This is a genomic window from Moraxella canis, assembly GCF_002014965.1.
Taxonomy (GTDB): domain Bacteria; phylum Pseudomonadota; class Gammaproteobacteria; order Pseudomonadales; family Moraxellaceae; genus Moraxella; species Moraxella canis.
This window is the reverse complement of the sequence record NZ_MUXT01000004.1, coordinates 172,212-194,693: the sequence shown is the minus strand read 5'-3', so window position 1 is coordinate 194,693 and position 22,482 is coordinate 172,212. Positions and strand designations below refer to the sequence as shown.

The 22,482-nt window shown below is 43.6% G+C and carries 23 protein-coding genes and 2 riboswitches; of the genes, 12 read left to right on the top strand and 11 right to left on the bottom strand.

Annotated features, from left to right (window positions below; translation table 11 throughout):
• Nucleotides 1-50: 50 nt before the first annotated feature.
• The 6 genes from rsgA (at nucleotide 51) to argB (ending at nucleotide 4,067) form a co-directional block, all read left to right on the top strand.
• The gene (gene rsgA, locus B0180_RS03290) at nucleotides 51-1,148 is read left to right on the top strand and encodes a ribosome small subunit-dependent GTPase A (RefSeq protein WP_078255641.1); all 1,098 of its coding nucleotides are present in this window, start codon (nucleotides 51-53) and stop codon (nucleotides 1,146-1,148) included.
• Nucleotides 1,149-1,249: 101 nt separating this feature from the next.
• Complete coding sequence (locus tag B0180_RS03285) at nucleotides 1,250-1,663, top strand: rhodanese-like domain-containing protein (protein ID WP_049235820.1); 414 nt, start codon at nucleotides 1,250-1,252, stop codon at nucleotides 1,661-1,663.
• 91 nt (nucleotides 1,664-1,754) lie between these two features.
• Nucleotides 1,755-2,018 (top strand): glutaredoxin 3, encoded by a 264-nt coding sequence (gene grxC / locus B0180_RS03280; protein WP_167366914.1) that lies wholly within the window; start codon nucleotides 1,755-1,757, stop codon nucleotides 2,016-2,018.
• A gap of 51 nt (nucleotides 2,019-2,069) precedes the next feature.
• Nucleotides 2,070-2,516, top strand: a complete 447-nt coding sequence (gene secB / locus B0180_RS03275) for a protein-export chaperone SecB (RefSeq protein ID WP_078255639.1) — start codon at nucleotides 2,070-2,072, stop codon at nucleotides 2,514-2,516.
• A 141-nt stretch (nucleotides 2,517-2,657) separates the two neighbouring features.
• Complete coding sequence (dut, locus tag B0180_RS03270) at nucleotides 2,658-3,122, top strand: dUTP diphosphatase (RefSeq protein ID WP_078255638.1); 465 nt, start codon at nucleotides 2,658-2,660, stop codon at nucleotides 3,120-3,122.
• 48 nt (nucleotides 3,123-3,170) lie between these two features.
• Nucleotides 3,171-4,067, top strand: coding sequence for an acetylglutamate kinase (gene argB, locus B0180_RS03265; protein ID WP_049235703.1), 897 nt, complete (start codon nucleotides 3,171-3,173; stop codon nucleotides 4,065-4,067).
• Between the two features lie 59 nt (nucleotides 4,068-4,126).
• On the opposite strand, the gene B0180_RS03260 is transcribed toward argB, so the two are convergent.
• From B0180_RS03260 to B0180_RS03250, 3 genes are all read right to left on the bottom strand, one after another.
• The gene (locus B0180_RS03260) at nucleotides 4,127-4,846 is read right to left on the bottom strand and encodes a rhomboid family intramembrane serine protease (RefSeq protein ID WP_078255637.1); all 720 of its coding nucleotides are present in this window, start codon (nucleotides 4,844-4,846) and stop codon (nucleotides 4,127-4,129) included.
• Between the two features lie 3 nt (nucleotides 4,847-4,849).
• Nucleotides 4,850-5,692: an ion transporter gene (locus tag B0180_RS03255; RefSeq protein WP_078255636.1), complete on the bottom strand. Its 843-nt coding sequence runs from the start codon at nucleotides 5,690-5,692 to the stop codon at nucleotides 4,850-4,852.
• A 142-nt stretch (nucleotides 5,693-5,834) separates the two neighbouring features.
• The gene (locus B0180_RS03250) at nucleotides 5,835-6,380 is read right to left on the bottom strand and encodes an NADPH-dependent FMN reductase (protein ID WP_049235700.1); all 546 of its coding nucleotides are present in this window, start codon (nucleotides 6,378-6,380) and stop codon (nucleotides 5,835-5,837) included.
• Nucleotides 6,381-6,777: 397 nt separating this feature from the next.
• Between B0180_RS03250 and B0180_RS03245 the strand changes: the two genes are divergently transcribed.
• Complete coding sequence (locus B0180_RS03245; protein ID WP_078255635.1) at nucleotides 6,778-7,671, top strand: LysR family transcriptional regulator; 894 nt, start codon at nucleotides 6,778-6,780, stop codon at nucleotides 7,669-7,671.
• Between the two features lie 6 nt (nucleotides 7,672-7,677).
• Here B0180_RS03245 and B0180_RS03240 read toward each other — a convergent pair whose 3' ends face one another.
• The 6 genes from B0180_RS03240 to B0180_RS03215 all read right to left on the bottom strand — a co-directional run bounded on the left by B0180_RS03240 (nucleotide 7,678) and on the right by B0180_RS03215 (nucleotide 11,376).
• Nucleotides 7,678-8,589: an META domain-containing protein gene (locus tag B0180_RS03240; RefSeq protein ID WP_078255634.1), complete on the bottom strand. Its 912-nt coding sequence runs from the start codon at nucleotides 8,587-8,589 to the stop codon at nucleotides 7,678-7,680.
• 461 nt (nucleotides 8,590-9,050) lie between these two features.
• Entirely contained in the window at nucleotides 9,051-9,530 is a 480-nt protein-coding gene (rplI, locus tag B0180_RS03235) for a 50S ribosomal protein L9 (RefSeq protein WP_049235697.1), read from the bottom strand.
• Nucleotides 9,531-9,546: 16 nt separating this feature from the next.
• Entirely contained in the window at nucleotides 9,547-9,774 is a 228-nt protein-coding gene (rpsR, locus tag B0180_RS03230) for a 30S ribosomal protein S18 (protein ID WP_049235696.1), read from the bottom strand.
• Between the two features lie 16 nt (nucleotides 9,775-9,790).
• Entirely contained in the window at nucleotides 9,791-10,192 is a 402-nt protein-coding gene (gene rpsF, locus B0180_RS03225) for a 30S ribosomal protein S6 (RefSeq protein WP_049235695.1), read from the bottom strand.
• Nucleotides 10,193-10,454: 262 nt separating this feature from the next.
• Nucleotides 10,455-10,937, bottom strand: coding sequence for a hypothetical protein (locus B0180_RS03220; protein WP_078255633.1), 483 nt, complete (start codon nucleotides 10,935-10,937; stop codon nucleotides 10,455-10,457).
• 118 nt (nucleotides 10,938-11,055) lie between these two features.
• Nucleotides 11,056-11,376 carry a YcgL domain-containing protein gene (locus tag B0180_RS03215; RefSeq protein ID WP_078255632.1) on the bottom strand — a complete coding sequence of 107 codons (321 nt, stop codon included), beginning with the start codon at nucleotides 11,374-11,376 and terminating at the stop codon, nucleotides 11,056-11,058.
• A 170-nt stretch (nucleotides 11,377-11,546) separates the two neighbouring features.
• A riboswitch (glycine riboswitch) is annotated at nucleotides 11,547-11,671 on the top strand.
• Nucleotides 11,672-11,681: 10 nt separating this feature from the next.
• A riboswitch (glycine riboswitch) is annotated at nucleotides 11,682-11,801 on the top strand.
• Between the two features lie 67 nt (nucleotides 11,802-11,868).
• Between B0180_RS03215 and gcvT the strand changes: the two genes are divergently transcribed.
• The 4 genes from gcvT (at nucleotide 11,869) to gcvP (ending at nucleotide 16,880) form a co-directional block, all read left to right on the top strand.
• A complete protein-coding gene (gene gcvT, locus B0180_RS03210) occupies nucleotides 11,869-12,972 on the top strand; it encodes a glycine cleavage system aminomethyltransferase GcvT (protein WP_078255631.1) in 1,104 nt (367 codons plus the stop codon).
• Between the two features lie 26 nt (nucleotides 12,973-12,998).
• Nucleotides 12,999-13,478 (top strand): hypothetical protein, encoded by a 480-nt coding sequence (locus tag B0180_RS03205; protein WP_143821261.1) that lies wholly within the window; start codon nucleotides 12,999-13,001, stop codon nucleotides 13,476-13,478.
• Between the two features lie 33 nt (nucleotides 13,479-13,511).
• Nucleotides 13,512-13,892, top strand: coding sequence for a glycine cleavage system protein GcvH (gene gcvH / locus B0180_RS03200; protein WP_078255629.1), 381 nt, complete (start codon nucleotides 13,512-13,514; stop codon nucleotides 13,890-13,892).
• A 135-nt stretch (nucleotides 13,893-14,027) separates the two neighbouring features.
• Nucleotides 14,028-16,880, top strand: a complete 2,853-nt coding sequence (gene gcvP / locus B0180_RS03195; RefSeq protein ID WP_078255755.1) for an aminomethyl-transferring glycine dehydrogenase — start codon at nucleotides 14,028-14,030, stop codon at nucleotides 16,878-16,880.
• A 107-nt stretch (nucleotides 16,881-16,987) separates the two neighbouring features.
• On the opposite strand, the gene B0180_RS03190 is transcribed toward gcvP, so the two are convergent.
• Nucleotides 16,988-17,389, bottom strand: a complete 402-nt coding sequence (locus B0180_RS03190; RefSeq protein ID WP_078255628.1) for a hypothetical protein — start codon at nucleotides 17,387-17,389, stop codon at nucleotides 16,988-16,990.
• A 323-nt stretch (nucleotides 17,390-17,712) separates the two neighbouring features.
• On the opposite strand from B0180_RS03190, the gene B0180_RS03185 reads away from it, so the two are divergent.
• Entirely contained in the window at nucleotides 17,713-19,290 is a 1,578-nt protein-coding gene (locus B0180_RS03185) for a carbon starvation CstA family protein (protein ID WP_078255627.1), read from the top strand.
• Nucleotides 19,291-19,446: 156 nt separating this feature from the next.
• Here the strand turns inward: B0180_RS03185 and B0180_RS03180 are convergent, their stop codons facing one another.
• On the bottom strand, nucleotides 19,447-22,329 hold the full coding sequence (locus B0180_RS03180; RefSeq protein ID WP_233424907.1) for a TonB-dependent hemoglobin/transferrin/lactoferrin family receptor: 2,883 nt from the start codon (nucleotides 22,327-22,329) through the stop codon (nucleotides 19,447-19,449).
• Between the last annotated feature and the right edge of the window lie 153 nt (nucleotides 22,330-22,482).

Below are 22,482 nucleotides of genomic sequence, written 5' to 3'. Positions count from 1 at the left end.
GATATCATGGCAATCCTTGGTCAATCTTATTTATTTTGAAGTTATCATTTATGTCGCTGATTCGCCGCCGCAAATTAACCAAACGCCAAACTCGTCAAATTGAACAAAATCAAACCACCCAAGCCGATGATGGCACATTTGCCGAAGGGGTGATCGTGTCGCATTTTGGCAAGCAGCTTGATGTTCAGATCACAGATCTGCCCACAGTCATGCCAAGTCAGCCTGAAACAGATGCTGACAAGCCTTTGGTGGCAGTTGGCGCGATTTGGCGCTGCCACGCTCGCACGAACTTACCGATGCTTGCCACCGGCGATCGCGTCAAATTCAGCCTTGACACCACCGCAAGACTGGGACGCATTGAGCTTTTACTTGATCGGCATAGGTTGATTACGCGACCTGATCGCTACCATAAGGTCAAGCCGGTCGCTGCCAATGTGGATGTGCTTGCCATCGTCTTTGCACCGCTACCTAAGCCTGCCGTCAATCTTATCGATCGATATTTATTAATCGCCAAGCTAAATCATATCACACCGCTATTGGTCTTAAATAAAGCCGATTTGCTCAATGAACAAAATTCAAACGATCAACAAGCCATCATGCAAATGATCGATGAATACCAAGCACTGGGCGATCGATATGGCTTTCGTGTCATTCAGACCTCGACGCACACCAAAGCAGGCTTGCAGACACTTTTTGAGCATATTGATGGCAAGTTATCCATCTTTGCAGGTCAATCAGGCGTGGGCAAATCAAGCCTGATTAATGAGCTTTTGCCCAACGCCAATCAATCCACCAACATCATCTCCCAAAACTCACAGCTTGGTCAGCATACCACGACGACCAGTCGACTACTGCCTTATGATGCCCATGATTTGGACAAAGGCGGTATCATAGACACGCCAGGAATTCGCGAATATGGGATTTGGCATCTGTCGGCAGATGATATTATGATTGGCTTTGAAGAATTGTATGAATTGGTAGGCAGCTGTCAATTTCGGGATTGTAATCATGCGCCCAATGCCAAAGGATGCGCTCTATGGGCGGCAGCGATGCAAGGCGATGTATTACCAAGGCGTATCGAAAGCCTCATCTCATTGATCGATGAAGCCAAAGCAGGTCAAAGCGCAGTCAAACCTTCTGCCAAATAACACCAATCTACCCACCTCGTTATCATGAACATGAAAAACGGTGCAATTGGATAAGTTTGGCGTTATAATAATGCTTTTATGATTAGACTTTGGAGTATGCTTTGGAACGTTGGTTTGAATTTATCGGTAATCACCCAGTCTTAGTCGGCTTGCTGATTGTATTAATCATTGCATTTTTTGCCATCGAAGGTAAGCGCAGTGGTCGTAAAGTTCCGCCAAGCGAAGTGGGTTTATTGGTAAATAATCAAAACGCTCGCATCATTGACATTCGCCCGCCTAGCAAGTTTGCCAATGGTCATATCACTGGCAGCCAAAACATTCCCTTTAGCGACCTTAAAAATCACTTAGCAGAATTACAAGCCATTGAAGTGCCTGTGATTTTGGTGTGTGATATTGGCATGCAAGCAGGCGCTGCCGTTCAGCTGATCAATCGACCCAATTTCATGCGCCTAGAGGGCGGTATTCAGGGCTATCAAGCAGCAGGCTTACCCTTGGTTGGCGCCAATAAAAAGTAGTTTTAGTCAAGGATTATGATCAGCCTGATCAACAACCTTGAAATCTTAATGATCAGCCTTTATATAAGAATCTAACCCTATTTTAATGGAAATGACAATGAAACAAGTAACCATCTACACCACGCCGACCTGTCCTTATTGTGTCGCTGCCAAGCAGCTTTTGAATAGTAAATCTGTCGCTTATGATGAGATCAGCATGTATGATATCAGTGCTGAAGATCGTGAAGCGCTCTCAGCTAAGACTAACGGCTATCGCACTGTCCCACAAATTTTTATTGGCGATAATTTCATTGGCGGTTTTGATCAGCTAAATAAACTCAATGCCGATGGAAAACTTGATGAGCTTTTGGCTTAATCATTTAGCCGTTTTCAATATATCAACGACACCTATATTAAGGAATTCATCATGTCTGAAGAACTTCAACCACAGCTTGGCTTAGAGCGCATCTACACAAAAGACATTTCATTTGAAGTGCCAAACACCGAAGTATTTACCAAACAATGGCAGCCTGAGACTGATGTTAGCATCAGCACAAGCTTCAAAGAGTTGGATGAAGAATATAAAGAAGTGGTACTGACTGTCAGCGTCACTGCTAAGCTTGGCGAGTCGGTGGCATTCATCGCCGAAGTTCAGCAAGCAGGGATTTTTTTGATGCGCAATATTCCTGAGGCAGATATGCCGCATCTACTACAAGCGTATTGCCCAAATATTTTATTCCCTTATGCTCGCGAAGCCATCAGCGATATCGTGACGCGTGGCAGCTTCCCACAGCTACTGCTTGCGCCTGTGAATTTTGAACAAGCTTTCTTACAAAGTCAGCTAGAAGCCCAAAATGGTGAAGGCAACGCTTAATCAGCGGATGAATACTTTAAAGCTCGATGATGATCGGGCTTTATTCTTGTCATTTCACCAAAAAAGTAAAGATTTTTGCAAATATTGCATCAAACATCCAATCATGATAGCCTTATTTAAATCATAACATCAGTGATCCTTATGAAAAGCGTACAAGTTAAAATTCTCAATCCTAAAATCGGCTCTCATCCAGACTTCCCCCTACCGACGCGCGCTACAGAAGGCGCCGCAGGGATCGACTTGCGAGCTTGTATCGATGAGCCGATCATCATTGCCGCAGGCGAAACTAAGCTTATCGGTACTGGTTTATCCATCTATATCAGCGATCCAGATTTTGCAGGGCTGATCCTACCAAGATCTGGGCTTGGTCATAAGCATGGCATTGTACTTGGTAATTTGGTTGGCTTGATTGATGCTGACTATCAAGGCGAGCTGATGGTGTCGATATGGAATCGCAGCGATACCGACTTTGAGCTTAAGCCCGCCGAAAGAATGGCGCAGTATGTCGTCGTACCAATCGCACGCCCTGATTTTGAGATTGTTGATGACTTTAGCGATATCAGCACTCGTGGTTTGGGTGGCTTTGGGTCATCTGGTCGCCATTAAGTTATTCATGATATAATCACTTTTAACAACTGTCATTAGGAATCTGTTATGTCTTTGACGCTAGAAGATGCCAAAATCACGGCTGAAGTCATCACCACCGCCCTGCCTTATATCCAAAAATACAAAGATAAGCTGATCGTGGTCAAATATGGCGGCAATGCCATGACTGACCCTATGCTTGAAAGCTCATTTGCCAGAGACATTGCGCTACTAAAAACTGTGGGCATTCATCCTGTTGTAGTGCATGGCGGCGGTCCACAGGTGGACAGTTTATTGGCCGAGCTTGGGCGTGAAAGCGAGCGTATCGACGGTATGCGTGTCACTGACAAATCCACCATGGATGTCGTTGAGATGGTGCTTGGCGGTCAAGTGAATAAATCCATCGTAAGTCTGATCAATAAACACGGTGGTAAAGCCATCGGCATGACAGGCAAAGACGCCAATTTGATTTTGGCAAAAAAACTGTATATGCAAAAGCTCAATGATGATGGCAGCTGCCAAGAGGTGGATTTGGGCTTTGTGGGGGAAGTTGAGTCGGTTAATAAAGATGTGATTGACATGCTGATTGCCAGTGACTTTATTCCAGTCATCGCACCGCTTGGGGTAGATGCCAATGGCGATACTTATAATATCAATGCAGATTTGGTTGCCAGCCGTGTTGCTGAGTTCCTAGGGGCTGAGCGCTTACTTTTATTAACCAATATTAAAGGCGTACTGGATAAACAAGGCAATGTACTTACCCATTTATCCGCCAAAGATATTGATAACTTGATCGCTGATGGTACCATTTCAGGCGGTATGATTCCCAAGATCGAGGGCGCACTTGAAGCCATCAAATCAGGATTACGCAGCGTGACTATCGTTGATGGTCGCGTGCCACACGCATGTTTGCTTGAGATATTCACCGAAGAAGGTGTCGGCACGCAGATTTTACGTGATAAATAATAAAATTCAATAAATCAATCCCATCAGCTCGCTTTGATGGGATTTTCTTATGAGTTGAATTAATTAATCACCGCCATGATTTGCCAATGCAGCCAATACCAAATCACCATAAAAACCGCCACGATGGCTACCATCGCACCAATCAAAACTCGATCGGCGCGTCGACCACGAGACAGAGCACGGCTATAAATCACACCAATAATAAAGCCAACAAGCGCACCACCAATATGCCCTGCATTATCAATACCATCAACAGCAAAACCCATCAATAAATTAATTGCCATGACAAAGCCCAAATTTTTGGTATTTAGCTTAAGTCCGATGGGCGCACGCAGCAGCGCCAGCGAAAACAAAAAAGCACCCAATCCCATGATACCACCAGATGCCCCAGCACTGATAGGTGGAGGCGTGCCCAAAAACACAGCCTGCCATGCCAAATAATCTCCCAGCAGGTTACCGCCCACCACAGCTAAAATGAACAAAACTCCAAAATACATCGAGCCGATGATAATCTCGGTCACTTGCCCAAAATAATACAGTGCAAAGCTATTAAATAGTAAATGCAGCACACCAATGTGCAAAAACCCACTACTAATTAGCCGCCAAGGCTCACTGGTCATCGACAGTGGCATAAAATTGGCACCAAATCGCAGCAAATCGCGCGTGCTTGGCGTATCAATATCCACGCCCATCAAAAACTGCACGATCGCTAAGCCAATAAAGCTAAGTATTAATACAAAGGATAAAGGCGCATTTTGCCAAAATGTTGAAAAATTCATCTGTCACACGTGTAAATCATGACCGCAGCGGTCACAGAACTTGGCATTGGTAGCATGTCCAAATTTACCGCAATTTGGACAAGAAATTGGCTGCAGCTGTGGGCGCATGGTTCGCGTTAGCTCAGCAGTAAAAATCCCTGTCGGTACAGCAATGATGGCGTAACCGGTGATCATCACCATGCTTGCAATCGCCTGACCTAGCGGCGTTTTTGGTGAAATATCACCATAACCCACCGTCGTCAATGTCACAACTGCCCAGTAGATTGATAAAGGAATGCTTGTAAAGCCATTTTCAGGGCCTTCAACGACATACAAAACCGAACCAAAGATGGTGACCAGCAAAAGCAGTGATAAGAAAAATACTGTAATTTTATGCTGGCTGGTCTTAAAGGCGGCTGCTAAAAATCCCGCTTGCTGCATATAGGATTTTAGCCGAAAGACGCGAAAAATCCTAAGAATTCTAAGAATCCGAACAACCAGCAAATAATGTGTGCCCGCAAAAAATAGACTCAGATAAGTGGGCAGTAACGCCAATAGATCAACCACGCCATAAAAACTGGTCAAATATCGACGACGATTCGGTGATGAATAAAGACGCAGTGCATACTCGATGGTAAATAAGACCGTAAAAAACCACTCAGCAACAAAAAATAAACGCCCATATTGCAAGCGCAAAAACAGCACACTATCAAGCATGACTACCAAAACGCTGGTGACGATCGCCACCAAGATAAACACATCAAATAGCTTACCGGCGGGCGTGTCTGTCCCTTCGATGATGATATGGATCTTATTTTTTATCGAGCTGTTATTAATTGGGTTTTTTAAAGGATTATTTGCTGGCATACACAAAGCCATGAGACAAAGATTTGTCTATTGTAGCCGAATTTTAAATCAATGGGTAGCTTACTTTGTAAAAGAAAATAACCACCCTAAATTGGGTGGTTATGATTCACTCATCCATCAGTGTGATGACTGATCATCGAAATCAGAACTTTTCGATGAACTCAGCATAAGCATTGATAAAGCCTTCCAAAGTCGCTTTACCATGCTCAGAAACCAGCTCGCCCTGCTCATTAAACGCACCAGCGAAGATACCGCCGAAGTATGCACCAAATGGTAGGGTTGGCATATTTAGTGCTGGGCTTGTCGCGATGGTGCGAAGCTGATCAGTTACCCGTGAGCTACCGTTAGCATTGACGCTGATTAGACCTAATGGCTTGCCAGTCCAAACGCTTTGACCCATTGGGCGTGAAGCGATGTCGATGGCATTTTTGATCATTGCTGAAGGACCGCCATTGTGCTCTGGGCTGATCCATAGGATAGCGTCAGCTGCTTTGATTTCTTCACGGAAACGGTTATAAGCAGGTACATCTTGCTCATCCAAATCACGGTCATATAGTGGAAGGTCTGCGATTTCAACCACTTTGAATTGTAGTGAGGCAGGAGCAACAGACTCAAGATATTTAAACGCCAACTTGTTTACAGAAGTCTTGCTTGCGCTACCGATTAATACTGCAACTTGTTTTGTCATGATGTCATTTCCTTAAATATTTGCCCTTGTTGGGCGAGATGAAATTGGTTGATCGTTTTATCGCGATCAATGTTGATGGTGGATATTATGCCGAGAAAATTCATCTTGAACAAGGTTATTTATAAAACATTATTTTCTATTTTTGCAAAGTTTGATACGAATTTGTCGCTTAATTCGGCTTTTATTAAGTTTAGTTTTCTAAACTTTATCTTATGGTAGCCGCATTTTATGATACGATAGGATTAACTAACGCACATTACCCTGTATGGCAAAATCTGTTTAAATGTTATGTTTACTAGCATATTCTAAAGACAAAATTTTATGAATACCATTGATTTTAAAGAAATAACAAGCTACACTTTGCCATCTCCACCTTAATAAGTTATATAGAAATATTATGGTTCAGCCCAGTCTTGATGATATCCGATTGTTTGTGTCCGTGGTTCAGGCAGGCAGTTTAAGCTCTGCCTCAGAATTGACTGGTATTACAGTCTCTAAGCTGAGTCGCAGATTGACTCATCTAGAAAATACGCTTGGTACACAGCTACTAAATCGCGGTAAAAAAGGCGTCACTCTCAATGAACTTGGCGAGCGATTTTTTGAGCATGCCCAAAATATGCTCAAAGAAGCAGATAACGCCATCAGCAGCATTCATAAAGAGCTTGAAGAACCCACGGGACTGCTGCGCATCTCTGTGGCGACTGATATTGGTCATCGCTATCTGATACCGTTATTAGATGGATATTTGGCAGCTTATCCTAGGGTTTCTTTGGATATCAATTTTAGTCAACAAAAAATCAATATGATTCAAGATGGCATTGATATCTCAATCCGTGTGGGGACTATCCAAAACGACAACGTCGTTGCAAGAACATGGATGATGATGGAGTTTGGCATCTACGCCACTGCAGAATACCTATCAAAGCATGGCGTACCAAAGACACCTAGCGACTTATATAAGCATAAAATCATCGCCCAAACGCTCAGTATGCCGTGGCACTTCAGTCAAGATCATAAAACCGTCAAGGTCAGTCCAAACGCGTATATCGGCTGTAATGACTATACCATGGTTGATGACATGATCGTAAAAGGATTGGGCGTGGGTAAAATGTGCAAAACCAGTGCAGACAAACATCCTGAACTGGTTGAGCTATTGGGTGATTGGAAAATTGATCCTGTACCCATTTCTTTGATTTATTATAAGAATCGCGGCGCATTTGCGGCAGTGCGCAGTTTTGTAGATTGGCTGATGACGCACTGCAAGTCAGATTCTATAATACCTTTGGCGTAAAGTTATTTATTGAGATACTGGAACATCCAGATAATGAATCTCAACCGATCTGTCGTAGATATAATACGGGTTTTCTTTACCCTCAGGATTATTATAGGCATTTAGGCGAACGATTTGACGCAAATTCGGCTGATGTTCGTATCCATGAATCTCGCCATAAAAAGTACGCCATGCGCCAGACCCAGTCTTAATGCCTTGTTCATTATAAGTGACATTGCGAACTTTTAGGCATTGACGCTCTTTACCGCTTTCATCAACGCAGTTAATTTTTTCTGGCTCAACTTCCCAAAATAGTAAAACCGGCTCACCATAACGAACTTCGGGCTTCATCTCTCCCTGCCAGGTCAGCACTTGAGCCCCTTTTTGGAGCAACAAAGTGGCTGTGTAATCATCAGGATTGGTCCTAATTTTCAGGGTTGAGTCATTCAAATCCTGCGAAAGCTTTGATTCTATTTGAGCCAGATTGGGTAGATCATCGCTGGGAAAATGGCAAGCCATTAAAGTAGAGGCTCTTTTACTGACGGATAACCGACCTTCAGATAATTGATAATTTTGGAAATTGTGATTACAGCCCACATTAAAATACGCACCGCGATTTGAGAAAATCAAACTACCCGCTCGCTCCTCAATAATCTTTTCATAACTATGAATGGGCGCACCTTGCACCTCAGCAGACACCAATGTCCAGTTATAATTTTTTAAAAGCTCATCGGTAGCGGTTTGAAAACTTGAATTTTTGGCGGTAGTCACTTTGGCAGCCTGATTGGGGGTTTTGATTGGTTGCTGGCTCACCTCACTGACCGCCCCATTCACCGCATCCTTAATTTGATAGCACGCAGAAAAAGAAAGGGTAGCGATGGCTGAAGTCAAAATGAGTAGTGACGTTGTTAAACTGAGTTTGGGCTTTGGCGCTTTCATAATCATCACTTTTGGTTGAGTATATGGGCGACCTTAGATTACTGAAATTCAAAAATTTAGAGTCGATGGTTAAAAATTAGTCAATAATATGTCGGTCTCACTATGTGTCATAGTGTCATACAAAATCGCATGAACTTTTTATGCGATCTATGCAATATTTTATGAATAGATTATATCACCTGATCAAAGATCAATTCCGCACTTTTTGTAATGATATTTATTGGGAGTTGTATCCTTTGTGTAAATAAGGTGTACAACCATTAACTTTTATGATAATGGTTTTTATTAAATTTTTAAGAAGAATTTATAGTTTGTCAAAAGCTGTCGCCACCTACTTTTATTCATTAAACTGAGTATTCAAGCAGTAAAAGGCTATACAATTTCGGCAGTCTAACCATGATAATACAAAACCCCTAAAGTATGACCTTTAGGGGTTTGTGGATAACCAAAAATTTTAACAATTATTCGTTATCGTCTTCTTCAGCGGTTGGTGCATCTTCTGACAAGATGGTCACAACGATGTCAGCGCTGACATCATGATGCAACTGGATAGTCACTTTATACTCGCCAACTTGACGGAAAGCACCTTCAGGCATCTTAACTTCTGAGCGATCAACTTCCAAGCCAGATTTTGTCAATGCATCAGCGATATCGCGAGCACCGATAGAACCAAATAGCTTGCCTTCATCACCAGACTTAGCACGCATGATCACATTAACATCAGTCAATGCTTCAGCACGTGCATTAGCCGCTGCCAATTCTTCAGCTTCCAAGGCTTCAAGCTCAGCACGGCGAGCTTCAAACTTAGCCAAATTAGCTTCAGTTGCAGGCAATGCTTTACCTTGTGGGATTAGGTAGTTACGACCGTAACCCGCTTTAACATCAACAGTCTCGCCAAGTTTACCAAGATTAACGACACGCTGTAATAGAATAACTTGCATGATTTTTCTCCGTTAATTACTTGTGGTTGTCGGTATATGGCAATAGTGCCAAATAACGAGCTTGTTTGATGGCAACTGCTAGCTGACGCTGATATTTGTTTGAAGTACCAGTAATACGGCTAGGAACGATTTTGCCATTTTCACTGATATATTGCTTCAAAAGTTCAACATCTTTATAGTCGATGTGAGTGATGCCTTCAGCGGTGAAACGGCAGAATTTACGACGACGATAGAAACGTGCCATGATGAAATCTCCTTAATTAGTTATCGCTGTCAGCGTCGTTCTCACCTTGCTCGGTGCGAACGTCATTACGGCGGTTAGCTTTACGAGTGCGCTTATCTTCTGCTTCCTTCGCCAATGGTGATTGCTCAGTGATGGCAGAGTCGCGACGGATAACTAGGCTACGGATGATGGCATCGTTATATTTGAACAGCTCTTCAAGCTGAGCCAAAGTTTCTTCGTTACACTCAATGTTTAACAAAACATAGTGTGCTTTGTGAATCTTATTGATTGGATACGCCAATTGACGACGACCCCAATCTTCTAGACGGTGGTTTGAGCCGCCATTATCTTCTACCAAAGTACGGTATTTGGTTACCATGTCGGCAACTTGGTTGCTTTGATCTGGATGAACCAGTAGCACCACTTCATAATGTCTCATAAGGACTCCCTACGGATTAAAACAGCCACCATCTTATGATGATAGCAAGGAGATGTGAGCTGATATAATAGTCACAAGGCGCATATTATACACCAAATTTTAAAACATTCAAGCTAAAATTAACTTTTGAAGGGTTGATGGCATCTTTATTGGACGTTGATGTGCTACACCATTAATAAGCATTAATTTTAGCTCAGTGCATCAATCATTAAAAATAGCCATGAAAAAAGCCGCCGAAAGCAGCTTTTTTGTCATACTTATCTTAGTTCGATCGGTCAGAATCCAGTAGTCGCTTTTGCTGCTGGATGTGCAGCGCCTGCGCTTCTTTTTCAGCATTAGCCGCAATCGCACCCCGAGCCATCTGCCAAGCTGCACCCACGACCAATAAAGCGGCGAGCACCGCAAAAATCGGCACCGTTGCCCCAAGCGCGGCACCAAAATCCTTCATCAATATGGCATGAAATACCCCAATCATCGCAGGCGCAATCTCACCTGTATCCCCTGCTGCTTGTCCTGGTGCGAACATGACCGCTGCCAAGACGACCAAACTAATCCCCTTAAAAGGTCGGGGTATCAGGCGCATAATAACTAGCCATAAAAGCAGCACCAATCCACAGCAGACGACATAAACGATGAGCGGTAACTGACCTGCAGGCACACCCTCCGTCAGTCGACCCCAAAAGCTAAAAAAGCCTGACAGCGCTTCACCGATTTGCTCAAGCGGTAAATCTTTTAACCAATTCATTGATTTTGACCAAAAATAAAATTGATTTATTTTAACACGCTTTTTAATAATTCAAGCATAAAAATGTTGTTAAAATTGGTGATATTTAAAAATCTGATGAAAAATCAAATTGTTAAACTCAATCAAATTTCTTATCTTGAGCTTCTTTAGCCTTCATCAGTGCTTGAGCAGCGAGCATCTCTGATGGCGGCGCTTGAATATAATAGCCCTGCTCATTAAGCTTAGCTTTAACCTGCTCGATGTCTGCTTGAGCCAGTGTTTGTCTTGATGCCAAGTCTAAATGCATTACAAACTGACCCAAGCCAAGCTTAGCGCGCATCGCCGTCGGTAAAACACCCAGCCAGTCTTTGAGCTCTTGGGTGTCATTCGGGTAATCAGGACGTGCGATATACACATACCAGCCTTCGTTTTTTGGAAATTTATAAACATCGCAGTGCATTCAAAATTCCTTAATAAAATGTTAATATATACAATTAATCATATGAGCTTTTATGATATTGCTGATTCACAGGAATCATTTTGAGTCAGCCCAATGTATTTTGCCAATTATTTTTAAAAAGCTCAAAATTTCACTTGTAAATTGTAGCATTATTTTTCATAATAAGGGTGTTTTGATTTTCAGGAGAGTGTATTTTGAACAGGACGTTTTCAAAATACCACCGAAGGCGCAAACTGTCGTGCAGCTTGGCACGCATTCCCCATAATCGCTCAGGTCACAGGACTGAAAATCTCGGCAAATACTTGCCAACACAATCTGGAGAATGGTGAAATTCACCTACCGAAGGGAAGAAAATGATGACTGTATGCCAAATCATTTCATACAAAATCATTGAAAATCTCAGGTCAAAGGACAGATGGGGTGCTTATTTTAGGTATTATTCTAAGGATAATACCCCATTATTTTGCACTCAATCAGGCTAAGGAATTGACCATGACCGCTCCACAACGCACCCCTCTTTATGATGCCCATCTTGCCTTTGGTGGCAAATTAATCGACTTTGGCGGTTGGGAGCTGCCTGTCAATTATGGCTCTCAGATCGTCGAACATGAAGCCGTGCGCACCGACGCAGGCATGTTTGATGTCTCTCACATGCTGGTAACTGATGTCACTGGCGATCAAGCCAAAGCTTTCTTTCAAAAATTACTTGCCAATGATGTCGCTAAGTTAGGTTTTGTGGGCAAAGCACTGTATTCAGCCATGCTAAACGATAACGGCGGCGTCATTGATGACTTAATCGTCTATCTGATGAATGAAGATGAAACCGCTTATCGCATCGTGTCAAATGGCGCCACTCGTGAAAAAGACTCCGCTCAATTTGCCAAAATCGGTGAAGCATTTGGTGTAACTATTACGCCGCGCTATGAGCTGGCGATGATTGCTATCCAAGGTCCACAAGCCATCGAAAAGCTACTGACTGTCAAATCTGAATGGGCGGAGACTGTGAATGGACTCAAGCCATTTGTCGGTGCAGATATGGGTGATGAGTGGTTTGTGGCTCGCACAGGCTATACAGGCGAAGATGGCGTAGAAGTGATCCTACCCGCCGATCAAGCAGAAGCATTTTTTAAAGCTTTAGCAGATGTCGGGGTGCAGCCTTGCGGCTTGGGCGCTCGCGATACACTGCGTATGGAAGCAGGCATGAACCTATATGGTAATGATATGGACGATGAGACCAGTCCGCTAGAAGCGGGTATGGCTTGGACAGTGGATCTTAAAAATGGCGAGCGTGAGTTTGTGGGCAAATCTGCCCTAACCGCCCTAAAAAATAACGGTGTCACAGTCAAGCAAGTTGGGCTTTTACAAACAGGCAAAGGTGGTGTGCTGCGTGATGGTATGACCGTCGTTACCGATAAAGGCGATGGCATCACCACAAGCGGTGTCTTTAGCCCAAGCTTAAAGCAATCTATCGCCATCGCTCGTGTGCCAGTCGATTTTACAGGCGATACTGCCAAAGTCATCATGCGTGGCAAAGAAGTGGATGTGCGCGTGCTTAAACTACCTTTTGTACGTAATGGTCAAAAGCAGTTTGATTGATGATAACACCCAAAAGTTTTGCTGTGGTGAGTGCTTTTGGGTGGATTTTAAATAAGGTTATGATTATGAAAAAACTGGCAATCGGTTTATTATTAAGCATGGTATCTATGTCAGCTTTGGCTGACACACCCGTCTTTAAAACTTTGGCTGATGAAAAGGCGACTTTTGAGCTTTGTGAGAGTGCTGCCAAGACTTTAAATAATCAAGACTTACAAGTTGCACCATTCTTAAATCTTGTTAAACCCTATCTGGGGGTTGGTGATGATGATATGGAAGGGACATTACTTGCCAATCAATTTGTTTTGGATCATTTTAAAACGGTGGGCATTGGCAATCCTGTTGAAACCATTCATATTGACACAGAAAAATCAATGAAAGATACCTTTCTTACTCATGAGTTTTTACTAAAAAGAGAGCTTTATGCCTTTGGCATGCACTGCAAATTTTATCAACCACGACCGAATAGCTATTGGAAAATGGCAAATTTTTCAATACATACCCTATAATTAATTTTTTACCCCAACCCTAACGGAGTTTTTATGAGTAATATTCCAAGCGATTTAAAATACGTTGCCAGCCACGAATGGCTACGCCTAGAAGCAGACGGCACCATCACTGTTGGCATCACTGACCATGCCCAAGATGCACTTGGCGATGTGGTATTTGTTGAGCTGCCTGAAGTGGGCCGTGAAGTGACTGCAGATGAAGAAATCGCAGTGGTTGAATCGGTCAAAGCCGCTTCGGATGTCTACGCACCCATCTCTGGAGAAATCGTAGAAATCAACGAAGAGCTGGTGGATAACCCAGAGCTTGCTAACGAAGACCCATACGGCAAAGCTTGGTTCTTTAAAATCAAGCCTGCCAATCCTGCCGATTATGATGGCTTGATGACCAGCGATGAGTACGAAAACTCACTATAAGCATATGCCTTAGTAAACAAGGGCAAAAGTGCATTTTGCCCTTGTTTAAATTGATTAGCCATTGGGCTTTATTGAACTGTCTGATGGCTAATCAATTTAAACGCTGAGTTTTGGATTTTATCACGAGGAATGACCATGACTTTTAACAATTTTTCTGAATTATTTTATGAAAATGCCTTTGTGCATCGCCATCTTGGCAAAGATGAAAGTGAGCAACAAGATTTATTAAAAACAGTTGGCTTTGATGATCTAGACAGCTTTATTGATGCCGTGGTGCCTAAGGCGGTACGCCTGAATAAGGATTTGGACTTGCCAACGGCGATGAGTGAACACAATGCTTTGGCAAAACTGCGCAAAATGGCAGACAAAATCACCGTCGCCAAAAGCTATATCGGTCAAGGTTACTCGCCTGCGCGCCTACCTGCTGTCATTCAGCGCAATGTGCTAGAAAATCCAGGCTGGTACACTGCCTACACGCCGTATCAAGCTGAGATTGCTCAAGGTCGCCTAGAAGCGTTGTTAAACTTTCAGCAAGTATGTATTGATCTGACAGGCATGGACTTGGCAGGCGCAAGCCTACTGGATGAAGCGACGGCTGCTGCCGAAGCGATGGCGATGGCTAAGCGTGTCAGCAAATCAAAATCAAACCAATTTTTTGTGGATGAGCGCACTTATCCGCAAACCTTAGATGTTATTCAAACTCGCGCCAAATATTTTGGCTTTGAGGTTGTGGTAGGCGACTTTGATACTGCGCAAAATGACGAATTTTTTGGCGCGTTTTTCCAATATGTCGGTAAAGACGGCGACGTGCTTGATCTAAGCTCTATCATCGCATCAGTCAAACAAAAAGGCGCTTATGCGATTGTCGCAAGTGACATCATGAGCTTAGTGCTACTCAAATCCCCTGCCGATATGGGCGCTGACATTGCTTTGGGTAGTACACAGCGTTTTGGTATTCCGATGGGCTTTGGTGGTCCACACGCGGCTTACTTTGCTTTTAAAGATAAAGACAAACGCTCCGCGCCTGGTCGTATCATCGGCGTTTCTAAAGATGCTCAAGGTAACACCGCGCTTCGTATGGCGCTTCAGACGCGTGAGCAGCATATCCGCCGCGAGAAAGCCAATTCAAACATCTGCACCTCTCAAGTCTTACTTGCCAATTTGGCAGGTATGTACGCCGTCTATCACGGACCTGTAGGCCTTAAGCGTATTGCTACGCGCATCCACGCCTTAGCGACTGCCTTTGCTGAGTCGGTTAAGAAAGCTGGTCTGGCAGTTCGTCATGATGTATTTTTTGATACGGTATTGGTTGAGTGCGGCGATCAAGCAGAAGCGATTTATAAAGCTGCCAAAGATAAAGGCTATAACCTATGGCAGCATACCAATGGCGGTATTTCGGTTTCTTTTCATGAGCTGACCGACGAAGTCGAATTTGATGAGCTTTGCCAAATCTTTGGCGCCAACGGCAGTCTTGATGCTGTGCAGGTTCAATTAGGTGATCTATTAAGACAAGATGAGATCTTAACCCACCCTGTCTTTAACAGCCATCACACCGAGCATCAGATGCTTCGCTATCTGAAGTCGCTTGAAGATAAAGACCTTGCCATGAATCGCTCAATGATTTCGCTGGGTTCATGCACGATGAAGCTGAACGCTACCAGCGAGATGCTGCCGATTACTTGGAGCGAGTTTGCAGGTGTGCATCCTTTTGCACCCAAAAGCGATACCGAGGGCTATATCGAGATGATCGACAGCCTACAAACCCAGCTCAAAGCCATCACAGGGTTTGATGAAATCTCCATGCAGCCAAATTCAGGCGCTTCTGGCGAATATGCCGGCTTGCTCGCCATTCGCCGTTATCATGAAAGCTTGGGTCAAACTGAGCGTGATGTCTGCCTGATTCCTCGTTCAGCGCACGGCACTAACCCTGCCACTGCTCAGATGATGGGCATGAAAGTGGTTGTGGTTGCAACTGATGATAATGGTAATGTGGATATTGATGATCTAAAAGCCAAATGCGATGAGCACAGCGATAAACTGGGCGCCTTGATGATCACTTATCCTTCGACGCATGGCGTCTTTGAAGAAGGCATTCGTGATATTTGCGACATGATTCATGCGCATGGCGGACAAGTCTATATGGACGGCGCCAACATGAATGCGCAAGTGGGTATCATGCAGCCAGCCGATGTCGGTGCAGATGTACTACACATGAACCTACACAAAACCTTCTGTATTCCACATGGTGGCGGCGGTCCCGGCATGGGTCCGATTGGACTAAAATCACACTTAGCACCATTCATCTCAAGTCACAGCGTCGCTCCTGTGTTCAATGCCCAATCTGAGCAATCAGCGGTATCGGCGGCACCTTATGGTTCGGCAAGTATTTTACCAATTTCATGGATGTACATTACCATGATGGGTCGTGATGGTCTGTTAGCAGCAACCAAACAAGCACTACTCAATGCCAACTATATCGCCACCAAGCTTAGCGAAGATTATCCAGTTTTATATACTGGTAAAAATGGTCGTGTCGCGCACGAATGCATCATCGACATCCGCCCATTGAAGGCAGAAACAGGCATCTCTGAGACTGACATTGCTAAGCGCTTGATGGATTATGGTTTTCATGCGCCGACCATGTCATTCCCTGTGGCGGGCACGCTGATGATTGAGCCGACTGAATCTGAGAGCAAAGCTGAGCTTGATCGCTTTATCAGTGCATTAAAGCAAATTAAGCAAGAAGCCTTAAAAGTTCAGGCAGGTCAGGACGGTTGGAGTCTGGACAATAACCCACTGGTGAACGCACCACACACCCAAGCTGTCATCACTGGCGAGTGGAATCGTCCGTATAGCCGAGAAGAAGCCGCTTTCCCACTAGACTACATCAAAGCGCACAAGTTCTGGCCATCGGTGGGACGCGTCGACGATGTCTATGGTGATAAAAATCTCATTTGTTCATGCCCAAGCATTGAAAACTATGAGTAAGTCATAATTTGATAAGAATTATCTGCCGTAATGGTGGGTAATTTTTTGTCAACTCAAAACAGAAAAGCAAACAAAAAAAATGTTTGCTTTTTTGACTGCAAATTATCTCAGTAACTATTGCCTATATAATTAAATTCAAGCACATCAGTGGTATAGCGACCCGTTGGACGACAGCCTGCCGCATAACTCTCACGTGTACCACGCAAAACGACCTTACGCTCTGTAACAACAGTGCCAATTACAGAATACTCAATTGGCACCGCACAGTATTTTGAGAACACACGAGCTGTACCATAATATTTATTACCCTGTCGCACGCCATCAAATAATATTGTCCCAGGCGCCGCACCTGCACCAACCATACGATTGGTTGGTACTTCGTAGCTAAAAACTCGATCATTGCCATACGCCTGCAAACGCATAATTGATCCATTATGATTCCAAAAACTATCCGCTAAAGCAGGTAGTGACAGTCCTATCAATGCAATGCAGGTAAGCTGCTTTTTCATAACATTATCTTTTTTAATTGGCTAATTTTATCTTTATCATCATATCATAATTATTCTCAGAATAGCTTATAAATTGTTTTGATTGAATGGTATCACTCTTTATAAGTTTTTGTGAGCATCAATAACTTAGATACATTGATCACTTAGATATTGATAAAACTATGTCAATTAAAAAATATACATACAAATAGATAAAAAACACATAATTTGCTTTACAATACAAATAAATTTCGCTATGTTATTTAAAGTTTTAACTTGGATCGCCTGTGGAATCTGGCGACTTTAATTATTAGGCAATCGCCCATCAGTTTGGATGATTTTTCATGTTATGGTTCTTTTTTTGTGTCGCCGTTTTGTTGGTTGGCTACTTTGTTTACGGTAAAGTTGTCGAAAAAATTTTCGTCATTAACCCAAACAAAAATACCCCCGCCTACACAATGGCAGATGGCGTGGACTATGTACCCATGTCAAAAACCAAAATTTGGTTGATTCAGCTGCTAAATATCGCTGGCACTGGTCCTATTTTTGGTCCTATTTTAGGCGCATTGTATGGTCCTGTGGCAATGCTTTGGATTGTACTTGGCTGTATTTTTGCAGGTGCGGTACATGATTATATGTGTGGTATGCTGTCTGTGCGTAATGGCGGCGCTTCCATGCCCTATTTGACAGGCAAATATCTTGGTGCGCCGATCAAAGCATTTATTAATGTCTTGGCGGTCGTTTTGCTTGTACTAGTTGGCGTGGTGTTTGTTGCAAGTCCCGCTCAGCTACTTAGTACGATTACATTGGATGTCTTTGGCAGCGGTAGCGCCCAAGTAGCCAGTACGGACACCGCAGCGGCTGCGACTGCCTTTGGGATGACCAAAGAAGGGATTTTGATTGCGTGGACGACAGTGATTTTTGGGTATTACATCATCGCCACCTTATTGCCGATTGACAAAATCATTGGACGCGTTTATCCATTTTTTGGCGGACTTTTGCTATTTATGTCACTTGGCATGATGTATGGCTTGGTCAGTAATCATCTGGGCTCAGGCTCTGTCAGCTTCTTTGGCTCTATTGACGGATTGTCGGTTGAAAAATTCATGTCAAACTTACAGCCCAAAGGTGATTTGCCAATTTGGCCTTTACTATTTTTAACCATCACTTGCGGCGCACTGTCTGGCTTCCATGCCACACAGACACCGCTGATGGCTCGCTGTGCCATGAATGAATCTGAAGGTCGCTTTATTTTTTATGGCGCTATGATTGCTGAAGGGATCATTGCATTGGTTTGGTGTGCTGTTGGCATGTCATTTTATCCAGATTTGGTATCGCTTCAAGAAGCCATTGCGGCAGGCTCGCCATCAAAAGTCGTTTATGACAGCTCCATTTATTTCTTAGGCGCCATTGGTGGCGTATTTGCGGTACTGGGGGTGGTGATCTTGCCCATCACTTCAGGCGATACCGCATTTCGTGCCGCGCGCTTGATCATCGCTGAATTTTTCAATATGGAACAGCGCACCTTGATGAAGCGTCTTTTCATTGCCATTCCATTATTTGTGATCGGCTTTGCCGTTTCAAAAGTGGACTTTCAGATTCTATGGCGCTATTTTAGCTGGGCAAACCAAACCGTCGCCGTCGTCATGCTGTGGACAGCGGCAGGCTATCTGTATCGCTATCGTAAGATGCACTGGATTTGCACCATTCCTGCCATCTTTATGACGGCTGCGTGTTATACTTTCTTAGCGTATAATAAGATTGGCTTTGGTCTGGATTATCAGCTGTCTGTGTACATTGGCATCGGTCTGACTGTGGTGACCACTGCGGCATTCTTCTTATTTGTCAAGCGTGAGCGTGTGGCTGGCGATCCTGATGCACTGGTGGTTGAGCCTAAGATTCAGCTTGGCAGTTCGTCTTAGTTACTTGATTTATAATTTAAAAAACCTTTGGCAGACCAAAGGTTTTTTTAGTGCAAGCTGATTAATGACGATCACACGCATCATTAAAATCATAAACCACCCAAGATGCTATCTTAGGTGGTTTTGGTTAATAGACCTGTTGACTAGCTTAGTTAATCAAAACACATACTCCAAACTCACCTTGAAGTTACGCCCAGGCGCCAAGAAGCGATTGATGCCCTTATCGGTTTGCTTATCAATCATATTACTGGTGCCAAATGGTCGAATTGAGCGCGCCGAATCCCAAGTCATGTATTTTTCATCTGTCAAATTATACGCGCCTGCTTGCAAGGTGATGTTTTTGGTAGGCTTATAATACCCTGTCAAATCAACTGTCGTATAGCCTTCACTTCTCCATGTGAGCGTGCTGTCTTTTGCCCCTTCTTCTCGCCAAAACAGATTGTAAGTATCTTCAGCGTTTTTGGCACTCACGCGTGTGATGTATAAATTGGCGCCAAATTTTTCATTTTGCGCATCATAGCCAATCCCAAACACCGATGTATCAGGCTGAATGGCATTCATCGGAATATCGCCATCAGCACGCCCTTTTTGATGTGTCATCTTATAGCTAAAATTTACCCCTTTGATAGCAGGAATCAGATCACCTGCATGAAGTAGCGCATTGATTTCCACGCCTTCTGCTTTGGCGCTTTGGCGGTTGATGCTTTGATAAATCGGCCATCTTCTGGCGCTGTTTTTTTCAATATCTTCCAAGCCTTGAAAAACAAAATCAATAAAATCTGTGTACTTGGTCTCAAACACACTGCCTGAAATAAAGCCGTATTTGCCATGCGCGGTTAAGACCAGTTCTTTGGTTTTGGCAATTTCAGGTTTTAGATCCACATTTGGCTTAATGGTGATGTCAGGATGTCTGAAGGTAAAATACATCTCATCCGCCGTCGGCATTCTGAAGCCTTTGGAATATTTGGCTTGTACAGTCAGATGATCAGTCAAATCAAACGAAGGCGCGATCGCGTATGAATGCTGTGAATGGGTTTTGTTTTGTGAAATATAGGCAATGTTTTGATCAGGATTTGCTTTGACTGCCGCTTCATAAGCGTCTTTTTTGGCTTGATACGCCTTAAGATCTGCCAAATATTTTGGATCACTAAACCCTGAATTATAATCCCAATATTTAGGTGCTTCACCGACATTATTTTCTGGCAAGGGAACAAACAAGCCCTTCACCATATCATCTGGAATTTTGGCAGTTTGACCGGGCACATAATTTGGCTGATATTTGATGCGATTATAACGATATCCCAAATCCAGCTTCATCCGCCCACCCATAGAGATGGTGTCATTAACATACAAAGAGCCGTCTTTGGTCTTAACCGGAATTAAGAATGAAAACATGCTTTGTGTTGGGCACAGCTGACTATTGAATGAAGAAGAGTTTTGGCATGTGCGTAGGTTGTCACTCAAATCCCAGCCCAAAGTTTTGTCAGACCACCATTCAGATGACCAAGCATTTGAGCCTGCTTGATTGACCATGGATTTTTCGGTCGTATCGTAGTGTCCGCCATAGCGGATGTCATGTGATAAATCACTGCCGCCCACCCATTTTTTGAAGTCAAGGTTGATTTGTTTTGTTTCAGAATTCAACTCACGCTCAGAATATAAGTTGCTCAAATAGCCTGGACTGCCCGGGAATGGCATCAAGATTTTATTTGAAAATTTTGATGTCGTTGCGTAAGTCTTGCCAGTGTTGGGATCGGTGCGTTTGCGATCTAAATCAAGCTTGATGGTATCGATGAATTTATTATACTGCGCTTCATAAGCCTCAATCGGACTGTTACAATCAAATAAATCACAATCAAACCAAAACTGATCCACTCGCTTGCTGTCAAAATCTTGATATACCTCGCCATTCGCCAAAAGCTCAACATTCCCATTTTCACCAGCTTGTATCACCAATGGGTTGCCATTTTTGTCCACCACTTTACCGTCTTTTAGCTTAAGCCCTAGAGGGTTACTTACCGCTTGACAATGCTCGCCATCACAATAATCATCCGTGCGAGCTGTGTTGGTGATGTCTTGCTTTGTCAAACGCACCGAAGCTTCATCCCAAAAAAGAGTTGGCGAGCTGTTGGTATAAAATACTGACACAGCCTTACGCTTGGTTTCATCATCCGTATGGCGAAGCTCCACCTCCTCATGGTCTATCAGCGGTGAATATTTTAAAGTATAAGAAAAATCATGACCTTGAGATCGGCGTTTTGTGTCATCCAAACTGATGCCAAAACGATGACTGTCATTGGCAGTATAGCCCAGTTTTAAGAGCGTGCTTTTTTGGGTGATATCATAAGGATCAGGCTTTTCGCGTGTTCTGCCCTGCACGCTGGCGTCGTAGTCATCATAGCCGTGATTTTTGGTTTCGTTTTTGTCTCTGTGTGTCGCGATCAGCAGCGCATCAAAATTACCCAAACGCCCTGCCAAAGTTGCGCTGCCCATTTTTTGGTCATCGACACTAGAATAGCCTGTTTTTAGACCCACATGCCAATCTTTGTCATTCAAATAATCCTTGGCTTCTTTGGTTTCAAAAATCACCGCGCCGCCCAAAGCGCCGCTGTCAGCAGTGACCGAGTCTGCACCCTTTTTGATGGTTGCTTTTTTGATATGTTCAAATTCCACACCATTTCTAGTATTATTAAAATTTCCATAACCCTCAAACAGCTCTTTAAACCCTTGAGACGCCAAAGTCTCTGCCTGACGCAGACCATCAACCATAATCGCCACGCGGTTTTCATCGACGCCGCGTATGGCATAGCCACTTGATCCAAATCGCCCTGTTTCTACGACCGAAACACCCGTCTCATATCTCACCAGATCGCGGCTATCAGCGACCATATTACGAGAGATCTGCTCATCGCTGACGACCGTTTGACCTACAGGTCGAGTGGCAGCGGCAGTCGAGATCACGGTATCGGCTTGTAGCTGAACTTCTAAAAGCTCCTCTTCAGCTACCTCATTAGCATAGGCTTGTGAAGTTTGAGCCATCAAAAGCGGCACAAGTATCGATAAAAGATACTTTTTTGAGCAGGTTTTTTTATGCAATATCAAAGAGTGTGTCATCGTTAAACCTCAAGATGGGGGTTTTGAGTAAGCAATTTGTAAATAACAGTGATCAAAAGTGATAAAACTGTAACAATT